At 70.3% G+C, this 18,581-nt stretch carries 14 protein-coding genes; 8 read left to right on the top strand and 6 right to left on the bottom strand.

Annotated features, from left to right (window positions below; translation table 11 throughout):
* Positions 1-5: 5 nt before the first annotated feature.
* The 5 genes from ACFW2E_RS02775 (at position 6) to ACFW2E_RS02755 (ending at position 4,157) form a co-directional block, all read left to right on the top strand.
* On the top strand, positions 6-956 hold the full coding sequence (locus ACFW2E_RS02775) for a MerR family transcriptional regulator (RefSeq protein WP_384460305.1): 951 nt from the start codon (positions 6-8) through the stop codon (positions 954-956).
* Positions 957-1,165: 209 nt separating this feature from the next.
* On the top strand, positions 1,166-1,714 hold the full coding sequence (locus ACFW2E_RS02770; protein WP_384460338.1) for an RNA 2'-phosphotransferase: 549 nt from the start codon (positions 1,166-1,168) through the stop codon (positions 1,712-1,714).
* Positions 1,715-1,735: 21 nt separating this feature from the next.
* Positions 1,736-2,194, top strand: coding sequence for a hypothetical protein (locus ACFW2E_RS02765; RefSeq protein ID WP_384460302.1), 459 nt, complete (start codon positions 1,736-1,738; stop codon positions 2,192-2,194).
* A 42-nt stretch (positions 2,195-2,236) separates the two neighbouring features.
* A complete protein-coding gene (locus tag ACFW2E_RS02760) occupies positions 2,237-3,139 on the top strand; it encodes an LLM class flavin-dependent oxidoreductase (RefSeq protein WP_384460299.1) in 903 nt (300 codons plus the stop codon).
* Between the two features lie 91 nt (positions 3,140-3,230).
* Positions 3,231-4,157, top strand: coding sequence for an HAD-IIB family hydrolase (locus tag ACFW2E_RS02755; protein ID WP_384460296.1), 927 nt, complete (start codon positions 3,231-3,233; stop codon positions 4,155-4,157).
* Between the two features lie 40 nt (positions 4,158-4,197).
* Here ACFW2E_RS02755 and cydD read toward each other — a convergent pair whose 3' ends face one another.
* The 4 genes from cydD to hisC form a co-directional block, all read right to left on the bottom strand.
* The gene (cydD, locus tag ACFW2E_RS02750) at positions 4,198-7,713 is read right to left on the bottom strand and encodes a thiol reductant ABC exporter subunit CydD (protein ID WP_384460293.1); all 3,516 of its coding nucleotides are present in this window, start codon (positions 7,711-7,713) and stop codon (positions 4,198-4,200) included.
* A 70-nt stretch (positions 7,714-7,783) separates the two neighbouring features.
* Positions 7,784-8,788 (bottom strand): cytochrome d ubiquinol oxidase subunit II, encoded by a 1,005-nt coding sequence (gene cydB / locus ACFW2E_RS02745; RefSeq protein WP_384460290.1) that lies wholly within the window; start codon positions 8,786-8,788, stop codon positions 7,784-7,786.
* 18 nt (positions 8,789-8,806) lie between these two features.
* Positions 8,807-10,315, bottom strand: coding sequence for a cytochrome ubiquinol oxidase subunit I (locus ACFW2E_RS02740; protein ID WP_384460287.1), 1,509 nt, complete (start codon positions 10,313-10,315; stop codon positions 8,807-8,809).
* 532 nt (positions 10,316-10,847) lie between these two features.
* A complete protein-coding gene (hisC, locus tag ACFW2E_RS02735) occupies positions 10,848-11,927 on the bottom strand; it encodes a histidinol-phosphate transaminase (RefSeq protein ID WP_384460284.1) in 1,080 nt (359 codons plus the stop codon).
* Positions 11,928-12,366: 439 nt separating this feature from the next.
* Here hisC and ACFW2E_RS02730 point away from each other — a divergent pair, with 439 nt between their 5' ends.
* The 3 genes from ACFW2E_RS02730 (at position 12,367) to ACFW2E_RS02720 (ending at position 16,112) form a co-directional block, all read left to right on the top strand.
* Positions 12,367-13,479, top strand: a complete 1,113-nt coding sequence (locus tag ACFW2E_RS02730) for a LacI family DNA-binding transcriptional regulator (protein WP_384460281.1) — start codon at positions 12,367-12,369, stop codon at positions 13,477-13,479.
* Between the two features lie 505 nt (positions 13,480-13,984).
* Entirely contained in the window at positions 13,985-15,061 is a 1,077-nt protein-coding gene (locus tag ACFW2E_RS02725; RefSeq protein ID WP_384460278.1) for a metallophosphoesterase, read from the top strand.
* 181 nt (positions 15,062-15,242) lie between these two features.
* Positions 15,243-16,112 carry a hypothetical protein gene (locus ACFW2E_RS02720; RefSeq protein ID WP_384460275.1) on the top strand — a complete coding sequence of 290 codons (870 nt, stop codon included), beginning with the start codon at positions 15,243-15,245 and terminating at the stop codon, positions 16,110-16,112.
* Positions 16,113-16,207: 95 nt separating this feature from the next.
* On the opposite strand, the gene ACFW2E_RS02715 is transcribed toward ACFW2E_RS02720, so the two are convergent.
* Both ACFW2E_RS02715 and ACFW2E_RS02710 read right to left on the bottom strand, forming a co-directional pair.
* On the bottom strand, positions 16,208-16,621 hold the full coding sequence (locus tag ACFW2E_RS02715; protein WP_384460272.1) for a DUF6069 family protein: 414 nt from the start codon (positions 16,619-16,621) through the stop codon (positions 16,208-16,210).
* 201 nt (positions 16,622-16,822) lie between these two features.
* Positions 16,823-18,436, bottom strand: a complete 1,614-nt coding sequence (locus ACFW2E_RS02710; RefSeq protein WP_384460268.1) for a CocE/NonD family hydrolase — start codon at positions 18,434-18,436, stop codon at positions 16,823-16,825.
* Positions 18,437-18,581: the final 145 nt, after the last annotated feature.

Genomic DNA, 18,581 nt, shown 5'->3' with positions numbered 1-18,581 from the left:
CACGCATGACCGATCCCGCGGCCACCGCTCCGGCGTACCGCATCGAGGACCTGGCCCACCACACCGGCACCACGGTGCGGACCATCCGCGCCTACCAGGACCGCGGCCTCCTCCCGCGGCCCGAGCGCCGAGGCCGGGCCAACGTCTACGGCGACGCCCACGTCGTCCGTCTCCGCCAGATCGCCGACCTGCTGGACCGCGGCTACACCCTGGCCTCCATCAAGGAGCTCCTGGAGGCCTGGGACACCGGCCGCGGCCTGGGTGGAGTCCTCGGCCTGGTCACGGAGGTCGAGGGCCCCTGGACCGACGAGGAGCCGTCCCGGGTCTCGCGCGCGGAGCTGGACGCCCGCTTCGGCGGCACCCCGGACGACGCCGCGGTGGCCGAGGCGGTCGAGCTGGGCGTGCTCGAACCCGTCCCCGGTGATCCCGGTTCCTTCCTGGTGCCGAGCCCTCAAGAGCTGTCCGTGGCAGTCGAGTTGTACGCCGCCGGGGTCCCACTGCCCGCGATCTCCTCCCACCTGAGGGAGTTGCGGGTCCAGGTGGAGCACATCGCCACCCGTTTCCTGGAGTTCACGACCGAGCATGTCTTCGCTCGCTACCTGGACGATCCGCACGGCCTGACCGACGCGCACGCCGCCGAGGCGGCCTCTCTCGTACGGCGTCTGCGCCCTCTCGCACAGCAGACCCTGGACGCCGAACTCGCCCGCGCCATGCGTCTGTTCGCAACCCGTCACCTGCGCCGGCAACTCGGCGCGGGGGAGTCACGGGAACCTCGGGAGGGCAGCCGTCCGGTGCAGATCCCGTCAGAGACGATCCTGGCCGTGGAACGGCTGGTTGGACCGGAGCGGTCCGCCCGGTTCATCGCACTTGCCGCCGAACGCGAGGTACGCGCAAGGAGCTTGGACGACATGACCGCAAGGCACGCCAAGGGCAACGACCTTGACGAAGACCCCTGAGCCGCAGGTCAGTTGTCCACAGGCTGGCCAATTGGCCTGTGGATAAAGGGACTTGCTTGTGGACCAAACCTCGGAACGAAAATCGACTGCGTGATCCGCGTCTCTCCCGGCACGCTGGTGGGGTGAACGAAAGAGACAACGCAAAAGACAACGCAAGAGACAACACCGGTGACAACGGCAGGGGCAACGGCACGGACGCGAGCAACGGGATGGACGAGAGGCGCACCGTGAAGGTGTCGAAGTACCTCTCGAAGCACCTGCGCCATCAGCCCGAGCGCATCGGCCTCACGCTCGACGAGGGCGGCTGGGTCGAGATCGACACCCTGATCGCCGCGGCGGCCACGCACGGATTCCGGTTCAGCCGCGAGGAACTCGACCACGTGGTGGCCGCCAACGACAAGAAGCGGTTCGCGATCGAGAGCACCCGGATCCGGGCCAGCCAGGGCCACAGCATCGAGGTCGACCTGGGACTGCCCCCGGCCACCCCGCCGCCGTATCTGTACCACGGGACCGTCGCCCGCAACCTGGAGTCGATCCGCGCCGAGGGCCTCAGGCCCATGAACAGGCACGACGTGCATCTGTCGGCCGACCGGGAGACCGCCACCCGGGTCGGCGCCCGCCGCGGCCGCCCCGTCGTGCTGTCGGTGGACGCGGGCGCGATGCACCGCGACGGCCATGTGTTCCACGTGAGCGCCAACGGGGTGTGGCTGACCCGGGCCGTGCCGCCCCGTTACCTGCGATTTCCCGGCCCGCGCTGACATCCGCCCGTCCCCACCGGCATGATCAGAGGCATGGATCACCTCCCGACCACCGAGGCCGCCGTCACCGCCCTCCGCGCGATCGCCACGGAGTACGCACGCGAGATCGAGGTGACCCATGACATCGGCGCCGACCGGACCTCGCGCCGCAGCGCGGCGGGCGTCGGCGTCGCCACCGACCCGGACGGATCGCTGCCCCACGAGGCGTACGCCGAGTTCGGCGGCCTGCCCCGGGTGAGTGTGCGGCTCTACCCCGAGGACGACGCGCTGATCACCGTCGAGGGCGTGGAGTGCCCCGACATCGCGCGCGACGACGTGCCCGCCTTCCTGCGCTCCCTCTTCGGGGGCCTCGCCCACGTCAGGGCGCGCCGTTTCCCGCCCGGCTACCGCCTGGTCGTGCCACTGCCCGGCGACCGCACGCACACGGAGCACGTCCCGGGCGTCCTTCTCACCCCGTGGCTGAGCGGCCGCGTACGGTGACCGTTTCGTCCCCCGCAGGCGGGCCCCCGTAGTCTCGAACCCATGAGTCTGCGTCTGAGCACCGTGATCCTCCCGTACCGCCGCTGGCACCAAGGCGCCCGTTCGGCCTGGATACGTGCCGAGCAGCTCGGCTTCCACACCGCGTACACCTACGACCACCTGTCCTGGCGCAGCTTCCGCGACGGCCCCTGGTTCGGCGCGATCCCGACGCTGACCGCCGCCGCGGCCGTCACCGACCGGCTCCGCCTGGGCACGCTGGTGACCTCGCCCAACTTCCGGCACCCGGTGACCCTCGCCAAGGAGCTGATCTCCCTCGACGACATCTCCGGCGGCCGGATCACGCTGGGCATCGGCGCGGGCGGCACCGGCTTCGACGCCACCGCGCTCGGTCAGGACCCGTGGACCCCGCGCGAGCGCGCGGACCGGCTCGCCGAGTTCGTGCCGCTGCTGGACCGGCTGCTCACCGAGGACTCGGTGTCCTACGAGGGTGACTTCTACTCGGCGCACGAGGCGCGCAACATCCCGGGCTGTGTGCAGCGCCCCCGGCTGCCCTTCGCGGTGGCCGCCACCGGTCCGCGCGGGCTGAAGCTCGCCGCGCGGTACGGACAGGCGTGGGTCACCACCGGCGACCCCAAGCTGTACGGGACCGGCACGCCGGAACAGTCGGTCCAGGCGCTGCGCGGGCAGACCGAGAAGCTGGCCGACGCCTGCGCCGCGCTCGGACGCGACGTGAACCGCCTCGACAAGATCCTGCTCACCGGCTTCACCCCGGACCGCGGCCGACCGCTGGAGTCCCTGGACGCGTTCGTGGACTTCGCGGGCCGCCACCAGGAGCTGGGTTTCACCGAGATCGTGATCCACTGGCCCATTCCCGACTCCGACTTCGCCGCGGACGAGAAGGTCTTCGAGCAAATCGCCATGGAGGCCCCGGCCCAACTGCGCTGAACCCGGGCCGGTGTCACCTGGGCCGCGCCAGGATCGACTACGCGTCATCTGTGTCTCATCTGTGCGGACTCCCGCACGGCCGTGCTGGCATATGCGCGAGAATGGCCCGGTGACCTCAGCCACCGGAACGCCCGAGTCCCCGGCCTCCCCCGACCTCTCGACCTCGCTCGAGCGGGGCGGCTCCCCCTTCGTCCCGCCGCGGCTGATCGCCACCGATCTCGACGGAACCCTGCTGCGGGACGACAAGTCGGTGTCCCCGCGTACCGTCGCCGCGCTGGCCGCCGCCGAGGAGGCGGGCATCGAGGTCTTCTTCGTGACCGGCCGTCCGGCCCGCTGGATGGACGTGGTCAGCGAGCACGTGCACGGCCACGGCCTGGCGATCTGCGGCAACGGGGCAGCCGTGGTCGACCTGCACGGCGGTCCCGGCACGCACAGGTTCGTGAAGGTGCGCGAACTGGCCCGGGAGAACGCCCTGGACGCCGTGCGCCTGCTGCGCGAGGCGGTGCCGGGCACGGTGTACGCGGTCGAGCAGACCTACGGCTTCCACCAGGAACCGGACTACCCGAAGCTGCACATGGAGGTGCCGGACAACCTGGCGCCGGCCGAGGCCCTGCTGACGGCCGACGGCCCGGGTGCCGCGGAGCCGGTGCTCAAGATCCTCGCGTACCACCCGGACCTCGACCCCGACGCGTTCCTCACCCTCGCCCGCCTCGCCGTCGGCGACCGCGCGAACGTCACCCGGTCCAGCCCCAGCGCCCTGCTGGAGCTCAGCGGCCCCGGTGTCTCCAAGGCCAGCACGCTCGCCCTGTGCTGTGCCGAGCGCGGCATATCGCACGAGGAGGTCGTCGCCTTCGGGGACATGCCCAACGACGTGGAGATGCTGACCTGGGCCGGCCAGTCGTACGCGATGGGCAACGCCCACCCGGACGTGATCGCCGCGGCGTCGGGTCGCACGGTCGCCAACAACGACGACGGTGTCGCCGTGGTCATCGAACAGCTGCTGGCGGACCGGGCGTAGCCGCCCCGGGCGGGGCGGTCTCCGGTCCCTCGGCGAGCCGTCAGCCGAGCCCCACCAGCAGCTCCGCCTCCGCCTCCCGCTCCGCCATCCTCCGCAACGGCCCCTCGACGGCGGCCAGCTCGGCGTACGGTCCCCGCTGGACCACGCGCCCCTCGTCCAGTACGAGCACTTCGTCCACCGCTTCGAGTCCGGCGAGGCGGTGGGTGATGAGCAGGGTCGTACGGCCCTCGGTGGCGGCCAGCAGGTCGGCGGTGAGCGCATCCGCCGTGGGCAGGTCCAGATGTTCGGCGGGCTCGTCGAGCACGAGGACCGGGAAGTCGGCGAGCAGTGCGCGGGCGAGCGCCAGCCGCTGCCGCTGCCCGCCGGAGAGCCTCGCGCCGTGTTCGCCGACGAGGGTGTCGAGGCCGTCGGGCAGCCCGTCCACCCAGTCGAGCAGCCGTGCCCGCGCCAGCGCGTCCCTCAGGTCGGCCTCGGTGGCGTCCTTCCTGGCGAGCAGCAGGTTCTCGCGTACCGAGCTGTCGAAGAGGTGCGCGTCCTGCGCGCAGAGCCCGACGAGCCGGCGCAGGTCGTCGCCGTCCAGCGCGTACGTGTCCACACCGGCCAGGGTGTAGGAGCCCGCGTCCGGCTCGAGGAACCGCAGCAGCACCTGGGCGAGGGTCGTCTTGCCGGACCCGGACGGCCCGACCACGGCGATCCGCTGCCCCTCCTCCAAAGTCAGGTCGAGACCGGCGAGTGCCTCCCGGTGCTGCCCAAAGTGACGGGCGCCCAGTCCCTTCACGACGACCGGGAACGGCGACGTCGGCGCCTGCCGCGGCCGCTCCGGTTCGCGTACGGGCTCGGGGGCGTCCAGGACCTCGTACACGCGCTCCGCGCTCCTGCGCACCCGCTGCCGGTACCGCACGGCGATCGGCAGCCCGAGCACGGCCTCGAAGGCGGCCAGCGGGGTGAGGACGACAACGGCCATCGCGACACCGTCCAGCCGGCCCGCGGCGACCGCCTGGGCGCCCAGCAGGGCGGTGGCCGCCACGGTCAGACCGGAGACCAGTGCGGTGAGCCCGTCACCGAGCGCGGTGGCGGTGGCGGCGCGCGAAGCGATCCGGGTGAGTGTGCCGTCGGCCCGCCGTGCCGCGTCGGTACGGGCGGGCAGCGCACCGGCGACTGTCAGCTCGGCGGTGCCCGTGAGCAGATCGGTCACGCGTGTCGCGAGCACTCCACGGGCGGGGGCCAGCCGCCGTTCGGCGCGCCGCGCCACCGCGCCGGTCAGCAGCGGTACGCCGGTCCCGGCCGCGAGGAGTCCCCCGGCGAGCGCGGCCCCGGCCTCGGGCAGGAGCCACGCGGTGAACGCCACGGAACCGGCGGAGACGGCGACCGCGACCCCCACGGGCAGCAGCCAGCGCAGCCAGTAGTCCTGGAGCGCGTCCACGTCCGCGACGAGCCGGGACAGCAAGTCGCCCCTGCGGGCCGTACGGAGTCCGGCCGGGGCCAGCCGCTCCAGCCTCCGGTACACGGCGACCCGGGTGTCGGCCAGCATGCGCAGCACGGCGTCGTGGGACACCAGCCGCTCCGCGTACCGGAACACGGCCCGCCCGATCCCGAAGGCCCGGGTGGCCGTCACGGCCACCATCAGATACAGCACGGGCGGCTGTTGCGAGGCCCGCGAGATGAGCCACCCGGAGGTGGCCATCAGCCCGACGGCACAGCCGAGCGCCAGACTGCCGAGCAGCAGCGCCAGGGCCAGCCGTCCGCGCCGCGGGCCGGACATCGCGCGGACACGGGCGAGAACGGCCGCCCCGGACCGGGTGTCGTCGATTGCCCCGGGCCGGTCCCCGGTGGGACCGGCGGTCACTGCCTCCGCGGTGGGGCGCGGCTCCCGGATTCCGGCGACAGGAAGGGCGGACGTCTCGGCAGCCGGAAGGGCGGGGGTCTCGGCCCCCTCCAGCCGCACCACCCGGTCCGCCAGCGCCAGCAGGGCCGGCCGGTGCACCACCAGCAGCACGGTGCGCCCCGTCGCCAGCCGCCGCACCGCCGCCACGACCTCGGCCTCCGTCGCCCCGTCGAGCGCGGCCGTCGGCTCGTCCAGCAGCAGTACGGGCCGGTCCGCGAGGAACGCCCGGGCCAGCGCCAGCCGTTGCCGCTGCCCGGCGGAGAGCCCGGCTCCGTCCTCGCCCAGCACGGTCTCCGCGCCCTCCGGCAGTTCCTCCACGAACTCGAGCGCTCCCGCGTCGCACAGCGCCCCCCGTACGGCGTCCTCGTCCGCGTCGGGGCGGGCCAGCCGGACGTTCTCCGCGATCGTCCCGGCGTACAGGTGCGGTCGCTGCGGCACCCAGGCGACGTGCGAACGCCACTGCTCCAGGTCGACGTCGGCAAGATCGGCTCCCCCGATCCGCACCCGGCCCTCGGCGGGCCGCACGAATCCCAGCAGGACGTTCAGCAGCGTCGACTTGCCCGCACCGCTCGGTCCGACGAGGGCGACGGTCTCGCCGGGTTCGACGGTGAAGGACGCCTTGTTCACCGCGTCCACCGACCGCCCGGGATACCGGACCGTCACGCCCTCGAAGGCGACAGCGCCCGAGGGCACCGTTCCGGTTCCGGACTCCGGCTCCGGAGTCTCCAGCACGGCGAAGATCTCCTCGGCCGCGGCAAGCCCCTCCGCCGCCGCGTGGTACTGCGCCCCCACCTGGCGCAGCGGCAGATACGCCTCGGGCGCCAGCACCAGGATGACCAGGCCGATGTAGAGGTCCATGTCGCCGCGCACGAGCCGCATGCCGATCGTCACCGCGACCAGCGCGACGGAGAGCGTCGCGAGCAGCTCCAGCGCGAAGGAGGAGAGGAAGGCGATCCGTAGCGTCCGCATGGTCGCCTGTCGGTACTCACCGGTGATACGGCGAATGGACTCGGCCTGCGCCTTGGCACGTCCGAACACCTTCAAGGTGGGCAACCCGGCGACGACGTCCAGGAAGTGACCCGAGAGCTGGGACAGCAGACGCCACTGACGGTCCGTCCGGGACTGCGTGGCCCAGCCGATCAGCACCATGAAGACGGGGATGAGAGGCAGGGTGCCGACGATGATCGCCGCCGACACCCAGTCCTCGGTGACGATCCGCGCCAGCACGGCGACCGGCACGACAACCGCGAGCCCCAACTGCGGCAGATAGCGCGAGAAGTAGTCGTCGAGGGCATCGACTCCCCGTGTGGCGAGAGTGACGAGCGAACCGGTCCGCTGCCCGCTCAGCCATCCGGGGCCGAGCGTCACCGCCCGCTCGAGCAGCCGCCCGCGCAGCTCGGACTTCACCGCCGCGCTCGCCCGATGCGCGGCGAGCTCGGTGAGCCAGGAGACCAGAGCCCGTCCGCCCGCCACAGCCACCAACAGCAGCAGGGGGGTGCGGAGTTCAACGGCCGAGTGGCCGTGCTGGAAGGCACCGACAATCACTTCGGCAATGAGCATGGCCTGGGCGATGACGAGTCCGGCGCCGAGTGCGCCCAGGGCGACGACCGCCACCAGGAAGAGACGTGTGGCGCGCGCGTAACGCAGAAGGCGCGGATCGATTGGTTTCACGTGAAACATGCCCTTCGGCACGAGGAGGAGTGTTTCACGTGAAACATCGCGAACACCCCTCCTGCCGGACTCAGTGCGCGGCTTCGGCGATGTGCTGCGTGCCGATCCGCTTGCGGAACACCCAGTACGTCCACCCCTGGTAGAGCAGCACGATCGGCGTGGCGATCACGGCGCACCAGGTCATGATCTTCAGGGTGTACGGACTCGACGAGGCGTTGGTGACCGTGAGACTCCAGTCACTGTTGAGCGAGGACGGCATGACGTTCGGGAAGAGCGACAGGAAGAGCATCGCCACGGCGGCCACGATGGTGAGACCGGACAGGGCGAACGACCATCCCTCGCGGCCCGCCTGGTTCGCCGCGAGAGCGGCGACCAGGGCCACCACTGCGACGATCATGGCCACCAGGCTCTTGCCGTCACCGCTGTCGGCCTGTGTCCACAGCAGGAAGATCACCGCGAGCACGGCCGTGACGAGGCCGACCCGCAGGGCCAGCTTCCGCGCCCGCTCCCGGATGTCCCCGACCGTCTTGAGCGCCGTGAACACCGCTCCGTGGAAGGTGAACAGAGTCAGCGTCACCAGGCCGCCGAGGAGCGCGTAGGGGTTGAGCAGGTCCCCCACGCTGCCGACGTACTCGAAGTTCTTGTCGATCTCCACGCCCCGCACGATGTTGCCGAAGGCCACGCCCCACAGGAACGCGGGGATCAGCGAGGTCCAGAAGATGGCGGTCTCCCAGTTGCGCTGCCAGTTCTCCTCGGCCCGCTTCGCCCGGTACTCGAAGGCGACACCCCGGACGATCAGGCAGACCAGGATGACCAGCAGCGGCAGATAGAAGCCGGAGAAGAGCGTGGCGTACCACTCGGGGAAGGCGGCGAAGGTAGCACCGCCGGCCGTGAGCAGCCAGACTTCGTTGCCGTCCCAGACAGGGCCGATGGTGTTGATCAGCACCCGCTTCTCGGGCCGGTCCCGGGCGAGCAGTTTGGTGAGGATGCCGACTCCGAAGTCGAAGCCCTCCAGGAAGAAGTAGCCGGTCCACAGGACGGCGATCAGGACGAACCAGACGTCGTGAAGTTCCATGACTGCAGCTCCCTTGGCCTAGTACGAGAAGGCCATCGGCTTGTCGGCGTCACGGGAGTCGCCGCCGATCTTCGTGGGCGGGTTGAGGTCGGCCTCGGTGAGCTCGGGCGGGCCGGCCTTGACGTACTTCACCAGCAGCTTGACCTCGACGACGGCGAGGATGGCGTACAGCGCGGTGAAGACGATCATCGAGGTGAGGACCTCGGCCTGGGAGACACCGGGGGAGACCGCGTGCCGGGTCTGCAGGACGCCGTAGACGACCCAGGGCTGACGGCCCATCTCGGTGAAGATCCAGCCCCAGGAGTTGGCGATCAGCGGGAAGCCCAGGGTCAGGGTCACGATGCGCCAGTACCAGGTGGTGAGCTTCGGGCCGAGCGCCTTGCTCTTGAAGAGGACCAGATGCGGAATCTCGTCGTCACCCACCCGTAGATGCTGCGGAAGCATGAACTTCTTCCGGGTCAGCCAGAGTCCGGCCAGGCCGATGGCGAAGGACGCCATGCCGAAGCCGATCATCCAGCGGAAGGCCCAGAAGGTGACGGGAATGTTGGGCCGGTAGTCACCGGGCCCGAACTTCTGCTGCTCGGCCTTGTTGACATCGTTGATGCCGGGTACGTACGAGCTGAAGTCGTCGTTGGCCAGGAAGGACAGCACTCCCGGCACCTCTATGGCGACGGTGTTGTGACCCTTCTCCACGTCGCCGTACGCGAAGATCGAGAACGGTGCGGAGTCCTGACCGTCCCACAGGGCCTCGGCGGCGGCCATCTTCATCGGCTGCTGCTTGAACATGACCTTGCCGAGGGTGTCACCGCTGATCGCGGTGAGCAGGCCGGCGATGACCACGGTGATCAGACCGAGCCGCAGCGAGGTCTTCATCTCCGTGATGTGCTTCTTGCGGGACAGGTGGTAGGCGGCGATGCCGACCATGAAGGCGCCGCCGGTCAGGAAGGCCGCCGCGAGGGTGTGGAAGGCCTGGGCCAGCGCGGTGTTCTGGGTCAGGACGTGCCAGAAGTCGGTGAGTTCGGCCCGGCCCTTGGACTGGTTGATCCGGTAGCCCACGGGGTGCTGCATCCAGGAGTTGGCCGCGAGGATGAAGTAGGCCGACAGGATCGTGCCGATCGAGACCATCCAGATGCAGGCCAGGTGGATCTTCTTGGGCAGCTTGTCCCAGCCGAAGATCCACAGGCCGATGAAGGTGGACTCGAAGAAGAACGCGATCAGGGCCTCGAAGGCGAGCGGGGCACCGAAGATGTCGCCGACGAAGCGTGAGTAGTCCGACCAGTTCATGCCGAACTGGAACTCCTGCACGATGCCGGTGACGACACCCATCGCGATGTTGATCAGGAAAAGCTTGCCCCAGAACTTCGTCGCTCTGAGGTACTTCTCCTTCTCCGTGCGTACCCAGGCGGTCTGCAGTCCGGCCGTGAGGGCGGCCAGGGAGATCGTCAGCGGGACGAACAGGAAGTGGTAGACGGTGGTGATGCCGAACTGCCAGCGCGCCAGTGTCTCCGGCGCCAAAGCCAACTCCACGTCGTCAGTCTCCTTACGTGCCGTGGTAAAGCGGCAGTTTGCCCCTTATGTCACACACATCATCGGAGCAACCGGGACACGCTTGTGAACGCGTTCACATTCACAAGCAATTATGACGCACCGATTTTCGATACGGGAGGGGGGGTCCCCCTACCTCCGACCCGTCGATCCCTTGGCAGCAAGTTCAACATTTTGTTGGATTGCGTCGCGTGACACAGAGCACACCGCAGCCGCGGATCCGGGTCTCCTGGCCCGCGGGAAACGTCACCGCGGCACTGGACGACACCCCGACCACGCAGGGATCGCCCTCCCCTACGGGTCCACACCGATCTCGCGAGGCTGGGGGTCCCCCCAAACGGAGTCCGGGGGGAGAGTGCCGCCTCGCGAGCCCGTGCAACATCCTGGGCCGCCTCGACGGCGGCCCCCGTCTCCCCGCGACGGCGCACCACGGCGACCCGGTCCGCGTGGAACTCGTGGACGAGTAAGGACGATCATCGACCAACAGGGACGGACAAGGCCGAGCGGAGCCGGCTCAAAGCTCCTTGCGGAACCCTTCCGTCACCTTCAGGAAGATGTCGTTCGCCTCGTCCTCCCCGATCGTGACCCGCACACCTTCACCCGGGAAAGGCCGGACCACGACACCGTGCTGTTCGCAGGCCGCCGCGAAGGCGGCCGTGCGCTCCCCCAGCCGCAGCCAGACGAAGTTGGCCTGGGTCTCGGGCACGGTCCAGCCCTGGGCGCGCAGCACATCGACCACACGCGTGCGCTGGCACACCAGCGAGCCGACCCGGCCGAGCAGTTCGTCCTCGGCGCGCAGCGACGCGATCGCCGCCTCCTGCGCGAGCTGGCTCACGCCGAACGGCACGGCCGTCTTCCGTAGGGCCGCCGCCACCGGCTCGTGCGCGATCGCGAACCCCACGCGCAACCCCGCGAGTCCGTACGCCTTCGAGAACGTGCGCAGAACACAGACGTTCGGCCGCCCGCGGTAGAGCTCCACACCGTCCGGAACCTCCGGGTCACGGATGAACTCCCGGTAGGCCTCGTCCAGCACCACCAAGACGTCGCTGGGCACCCGGTCGAGGAACCGCTCCAGCTCCGCCCGCCGTACGACCGTGCCCGTCGGGTTGTTGGGGTTGCAGACGAAAATCAGCCGAGTCCGGTCGGTGATCGCGTCCGCCATCGCGTCCAGGTCGTGCACATCGCCCGGCGTGAGCGGCACCTGCACCGACCGCGCTCCGCTGATCTGCGTGATGATCGGGTACGCCTCGAAGGAGCGCCAGGCGTAGATGACCTCGTCGCCGGGTCCGCTGGTGGCCTGGATCAGCTGCTGGGCGACGCCGACGGAACCGGTGCCGGTGGCCAGATGGGTGACCGGGACACCAAAACGCTCCGCCAGCTCGTTCATCAGCCCGGTGCACGCCATGTCCGGGTAGCGGTTGAAGTTCGAGGCCGCGGCGGTCACCGACTCCATGACCCCGGGCAGCGGCGGATAGGGGTTCTCGTTGGAGGACAGCTTGTAGGCGACCGGGCCGTCGGCCGCGGCGGGCTTGCCCGGCTTGTAAGTGGGGATACCCTCCAGCTCGGCGCGCAGCTTGGGGCTCGTCTCGCTCACCGCAGTCCTCCTCGCGACCACCGGCGGACCGTCAGCGCCGCCGGCTTCCAATACTCCTCACCTTATGAGGATTCGGCGCGCCTGCGTACAGGTGAGAGGCGACGGGAAAGAGTGAGGCGCAAACCACATCAGCCTCACCCGCATCAGGGGCATCACTGTATGAAGGCGCACGAATCGGGGGGCGCGACTGACATATATCTACGCGCCGGTGGCTCACGCCGTGGCGCGCATCCCTCGTGAAGGTGAGTTGAGACCTCTTCGAGACATCGGGAACTTGGCAGGCCCATGCGCGCCGACAAGCCACGTCTTGCCATTGGATCATTCAACTGACTTTCTTTCTAAGGCAGTTGACCCTTGATGACCATGCAGAAACGTGCCTGTTAATGCGTGCATATGCGTCCGCCCTACCCCACCGCATGAGCCCTACTATCGGCTCGCCATGACAGCAGCAGGGAAGCACCAGGTGAGCCGCGCGGAAACCTCACGTCGAGGCAGTCGGCCGGGTCGGGCGGGCATCAGAGACGTGGCCGCCGCCGCCGGAGTCTCCATCACGACCGTCTCCGACGCCCTCAACGGCAAGGGCAGGCTCCCGGACGCCACACGGCGCCATGTCCGTGAGGTCGCCGACCGGCTGGGGTACCGCCCCTCGGCCGCCGCCCGCACGCTCCGCACCGGCAAGTCGGGCCTCATCGGCCTGACCGTGACGACGTACGGGGATGAACCTTTCACCTTCACCGAGTTCGCGTACTTCGCCGAGATGGCCCGCGCCGCGACGTCGGCCGCCCTGGCCCGCGGCTACGCCCTCGTCATCCTCCCCGCGACCTCGCGCCACGACGTGTGGTCGAACGTCGCCCTGGACGGCACGGTCGTCATCGACCCCTCCGACCAGGACCCGGTGGTCAGCGAGTTGGTCCGGCAGGGCCTGCCGGTCGTCTCCGACGGCCGCCCGGCCGGGTCGCTCCCTGTCACGGCGTGGGTCGACAACGACCACGAGGCCGCCGTACTCGGCATCCTGGACCATCTGGCCGCCGCGGGCGCCCGCCGGATCGGCCTGCTGACGGGGACGACGACGGACACGTACACCCATCTGTCGACCACCGCGTACCTGCACTGGTGCGAGCGGGTCGGCCAGGACCCGGTGTACGAGGCCTATCCGGCGCACGACCCGTGCGCGGGCGCCGTCGCCGCCGACCGTCTGCTGGCCCGCCCGGACCGCCCCGACGCCGTCTACGGCCTCTTCGACCCCAACGGCACCGACCTCCTGGCCGCCGCCCGCCGCTACGGGCTGCGCGTCCCGGACGACCTGCTGCTGGTGTGCTGCAGCGAGTCCACGGTCTACGCCAACACCGAACCGCCCATCACCACGCTCTCCCTGAAGCCGCGCCGCATCGGCACGGCGGTGGTCCAGCTCCTCATCGACGCCATCGAGGGAGTCGAGTCGGACCACACGGTCGAGCAGGTGATACCGACCGAACTGATCGTGCGCACGTCGTCCCAGCGCCGCCCGCCGCGTACCACGGTCAGCCCGCCCCGGGTGCCGGAGGAGAAGTAGCCCACCGCCCGCCGCCGGGGTGCGCCGCGCGGGTCCGGCGGCGGACGGGGCGCCGAGCCCCGCCACCCGGGCCCGGGCCGGATCGGTGGCCGGATCGGTGGAGGGAGCAGCGGCGGCCCGCCTACGGCAAGGGTGCCTTCCGGTCACAAATGCGTCACGCCTCGGGGCCCCGGCTCGACAGCCGCGAGCCAGGGGTCCATCGACTCGACGGCAGGGTCGTCCGGCACGACGACAGCGGGTCGCCGGTGCGCAACAGCGGGTCGTCAGCCTGGCGCCAGGAGGTCGTCCGCTCGGTGCCCGGGGGTCCTCGGACAGCCATCACGCGGTGAAAGCCCTGCCCAAACGGGGCGAAAGCCGCGTTGAACTGGAGTCTTGCTCTGATTCACCACCCCTGGGTCATCACATGGCGCGATCCGCATTCCTATGATGGGCCCACGACACCGCGGGCCGCTGCGACCAGGCAGTCCGATCAGGTGCAGATGCGGCGCGATGGTGGAGGGGTCTGATGACTCAGGGGGCCGGTCGGGGACCCGAGGTTGAGCGGACGGCGACGTTGCGCGACTTCCGGGTGCCTGGATACGTCAACGAGACCGGTCCGTACGCCCACAACACCCACCCCGGCGACACCGTCGCCCCCGTGGCCGAGGGCTACCCGGAGGGGTACACGCCCACCCAGCGCGACCTGCCCGTCATCAACCGGGGTGACACGGTCCAGGTGCCCGTGGAACCGGCGGCCGCACCGGTCACGCCGACCGCCGCCGGCCCCGGCCCGCTGTATGTCGTCGGCGATGTGCACGGCTATCTCGACGACCTGGCCACCGCCCTCCGGGAGAAGGGCCTGATCGACTCGGCCGGCCAGTGGTGCGCGGGCACTTCCCGGTTGTGGTTCCTCGGCGACTTCACCGACCGCGGCCCCGACGGGATCGGCGTCATCGACCTGGTGATGCGGCTGTCCGCCGAGGCCGCCGCGGCCGGCGGCTACTGCAAGGCGCTCATGGGCAACCACGAGCTGCTGCTGCTCGGCGCCAAGCGGTTCGGCGACACCCCCGTCAACTCCGGCGCGGGCACCGCCACCTTCCAGGCGGCCTGGCTGCTCAACGGTGGCCAGAAGACCGACATGGACCGCCTCCAGGACCACCACCTCCAGTGGATGGCCAGGCTGGACGCCGTCGAGGAGGTCGACGGCTATCTCCTCGTTCACTCCGACACCACCGCCTATCTCGACTACGGCGACTCGATCGAGGCGGTCAACGACACCGTCCGCGAGACCCTCACGCGCAATGACGCGGACGAGGTGTGGGACCTGTTCCGCAGGTTCACCAGGCGTTTCGCCTTCCGCGACGAGGGCGGCGCCGACGCCGTGCGCTCCCTCCTCGATACGTACGGCGGCACCCGCATCGTTCACGGCCACAGCCCCATTCCGTACCTCCTGGGCGAAGTCGGGTCCGAGGACGACGACGAGAGCGCCGGTCCCGTGGTCGAGGGGCCGCACGTCTACGCCGACGGCCTCGCCATCGCGATGGACGGCGGAGTGACCATGGCCGGAAAACTGCTGGTCCAGCAGCTGCCCCTGGAAAACTGAGCGTTCGGCGGGCAGGCGCCCTCCGGCGGCGTACCCGCAGGCCAGCAGCCAATTTCCGGCAACCCCCTGTCACCGCGTGCCGTCGCGGCTCTACCATCGGCTTATCCGTAGCAGGCTCCCCTCCGTTTCTGCCCGACGGCTCGCCGGCGTGCGAGCCCCAAGCCCTACGGAGCATCGGGGGATGCACATGAACAGCGTTCCGCAGCACCTGCACAGCGAGGACCGCCAGGAGTACGAGCGGATCCTCGATGAGGCGCTGCGCTCCGCACCCAACCGCCCGGAACTGGCCGCCGTGGGACAGCGGCTGAACACCGAACAGCTGCGCACGATGGCGCTCAACGCCACCGCACTCATCACGGCGGCCGCGGCGGCGGAGTACCAGCACTACGTGAAGGTCCGCGAGGAACTGCGCCAACCGGCGCCGTCCACCCCGTCGTCCGGCGATGAAACCGGCTCCGGTGAGCCGGGCGTCACGGGCGCGATGGGGCTCGCCACCACCCTCGGCGAGGCCGCCGAGACCACCGGCGCGGGCGCCGTCGCCGTCGTCGCGGTCCTCGCGCCCGTCCTCGCCGGAACCGCCGCGGCGATCTTCCTGCTCGTCGGCTACATCCTGAAGATGCTCGACCCCGAGCCGGCGTTCGCCCAGACCATGCTGACCGCCGGCTGGGTGTTCGGCGCCATGACCGCGGCCGCGATCCTCGTCGCCGCCGTAGGACTGCTGCTGACCGCACTGCGCAACAGCCCCTCGCTGGACGCCGACGCCTACGGCGAGGCACACGGGGAGGTCGCCCGGGCCAGGGAAGCCTGGCGCGAAGCCCTGCTGGAGCGCGGCATCCTGCCGTTCCTGAAGGACGCGCTCGCCGATCCCGGTACGACCGCACTGCACCGTACGGCCCCGCCGGCGCCGACGAGCCGCATGCCGCGCCTCGGCTACGACCGTCCGGGCTTCAGCAGCCCCGACGACGGCTCCACCCCGGGCCCACGCCCGAGCTTCACCAGTCCGGACTACACGAGCCCGGACTTCGGAGGCCCGGAGCACCAGCCGGAATAGCCCAGGGGTGGGGGGGGCCCCGGGGGGGGGCGGCCCCCCGCTCCGAACTTTCGATGAGAAGACGGGGTGTTGCGGGCGTGTTGCCACGGCCTGGGTCAATCGCCCTTTCTGCGGCCCAGGAGCGGGATGAGTACGGCGGCGATGGCCAGGTGCATGAGCGCCAGGGTGATCTTGGCGCCGTCGGATGCCTGAACGAACGTCAGTGGCGCGAGGGACACCAGCAGCACGGTGACGGCCAGTTGGGTCCAGACGGCCGGGGCCCGGTCGGTCAGCCGGTCCAGTCTCCTTCGTGTCACCGCTGCGAGCAGGGAGGCGACGAGCGTGCTACCGGCGACGAGGGGCAGTCCCACGGTCTGGGGCGGCAGTCCGTTGCCGGGATCGACGCGAAGATCGACGCCCATTCCGTCAGCACCGGCCCACAGCAGAGCCGTGGCCAGGACAGCGCCGCAGATCGCGTATGCGGTGCGGCGCAGATCCGGGGCGGCCGGGCGGGAGGGAGGAGTGGCCATGAGAATGCTCCGTCATGAGTGGGAGGACGTTCCCGCCGCTTGTGCGGGCGGGTTCGACGGCGTGGCGCACCGTCGGGAGTTCGGGAAGGCGGTGGGCCAGCGTGATGTCCACGGGCCTGGGATGCGGCCCGGCACCGACGTGCTCCTGCCGTGTCCGGTCGTAGGCGCGACGCCCCCTCGGGCGGGGTCGTCGGACGCCGCTCATTCTCCTTCCAGGATCGGGAGGAGAAGTCGTGAGCTGGAGTGCACCGTGTTGACGGCCGGGGTACCGACGGGGGCGTGGCTGAACAACATCATGGGGCGGAAGTCCTTGCGGGTGTCATCACTGGTGAGGATCAGCCGGATGCGGTGCCCGGTGCGGAAGCGGCGGGCGTTGGCGACGAGCGGGATGCGGTAGTCGACCGGCTCCCCCGCAGGGACGGGATCCCGCGTCTTCATCGGGAGGACGGGCCTGCCCGTCTCACTCGCGTCCTCGTCGACCTGGCGCATACTGGCACGCAGCCAGCCCTGGGTGATGTCCGCGGCCTTGCCGTCGGGGCCGACGTCTTGCAGGAGCAGGATCCATGCCGTGTCGCTTCCGCTGCTGGTGGCGGTGAGCCGCAGCTCGGGGTGCCCGACCACGTCGAGGTCGCAGGGAAGCGGGTCGCTGGTCCAACTGAGCTGTCCGGGCGCTGCGTTCGCACCGTCCGTGGTGTAGCTGCGCTCACCCCGCCGTTCGTCGGTCGTCAGGGAGCCGTCGGCGTTGAGAGCCAGGGCCATGTGGGTGGCCGGCGGGGGCCAGGAATCAGTCGTGCGCCACTGTTCGGCCCCGGGCAGCCAGTAACGGACGGCTGGACCTTCGAGAATGCCGGTGTCCCGCCCCTTGAGCCAGTGGTCGAACCAGGCGAGGGCCTCGACGTGCATGCTCTCCCATGGCCAGGGCAGGCTGTGCTCCCCGAGCATGGTCATGCGCACGTGCGGGTTGCGGGCGAGGGCCTCCCAGGCTTCGAAGAGGCCGGGCAGATGGAGAGCGACGTTGGACCACTCCCCGCCGAGGTAGACGGGGATGTCGACATCGGACAGCAAGCCGGTCAGGTCACGCTCGTCCCACCACGCATCCCGGACGGGGTGCTCGGTCGCCACTGCGTTCAGCAGGTCGTCCCAGGGGTGGGCGTCGCGACGGAAGTGGCTGATCACCTTCAGGGCGAGGGTCGCCTGGATGGAATCGATGTGGTCGAACCGGCGGTGGACAGCGGGAACGGTGAGGACTTTGCGCAGGAGACGGGACAGGCCGCTGCGGTAGAGACGGTCGCCGTGGGCGGACAGGACGCCCAGCGCGTGGAACCAGGTGGTGACGAAGGCCTTGCTCATCAGACCGTTGTGGTACGTGGCTTCCCGTGCCTGGACGGTGACGTTGAGGGGAAACAGGGCCTTGAGGTGAGGCGGGCGCTGGGTGGCCGCCTCCATCTGGGTCATGGCGTAGTAGCTGAGGCCGATCATGCCCACGTTCCCGTCGCACCACGGCTGCCCGGCGACCCACTCGACCAGATCGAACAGGTCCTTGCGCTCCTGCTCGTCGAAGAAGGTGAAGGTGCCGCCCGAGCCCACCGTCCCGCGGAGATTGGCTATGACATGGGCGTAGCCACGAGGCACCCAGAAGTCAGTGGCGCCCGCCTCGATGATGGACGCGGGGGCGCCCAGATCCTGAAGCTGGCGAGGATACGGGGCCGCCGCGATGAGCGCGGGAAACCTGCCATCCGCGTCGGGGCGGTGGACGTCGGCCAGGAGCCGGACGCCGTCGCGGACCGGAACGGGCACGTTGTCCTCGCGGGCCATCCCGTGGAGAGCCGGGGACAGGTTGCGGTAGTGACGACCGGTGGTCTGGGGGGGGGGGGGGCCGGGGCCGGGGGTTGTGGCCCCCCGCCCCCGGGCCGCTGCCCCGCTTCCGGGACCGCCAGGCGACGCCCACGGTGGCCTGCCC

The organism is Streptomyces sp. NPDC058964, from assembly GCF_042741275.1.
Lineage (GTDB): Bacteria > Actinomycetota > Actinomycetes > Streptomycetales > Streptomycetaceae > Streptomyces.
This window is presented reverse-complemented; position numbering and strand designations above follow the sequence as displayed.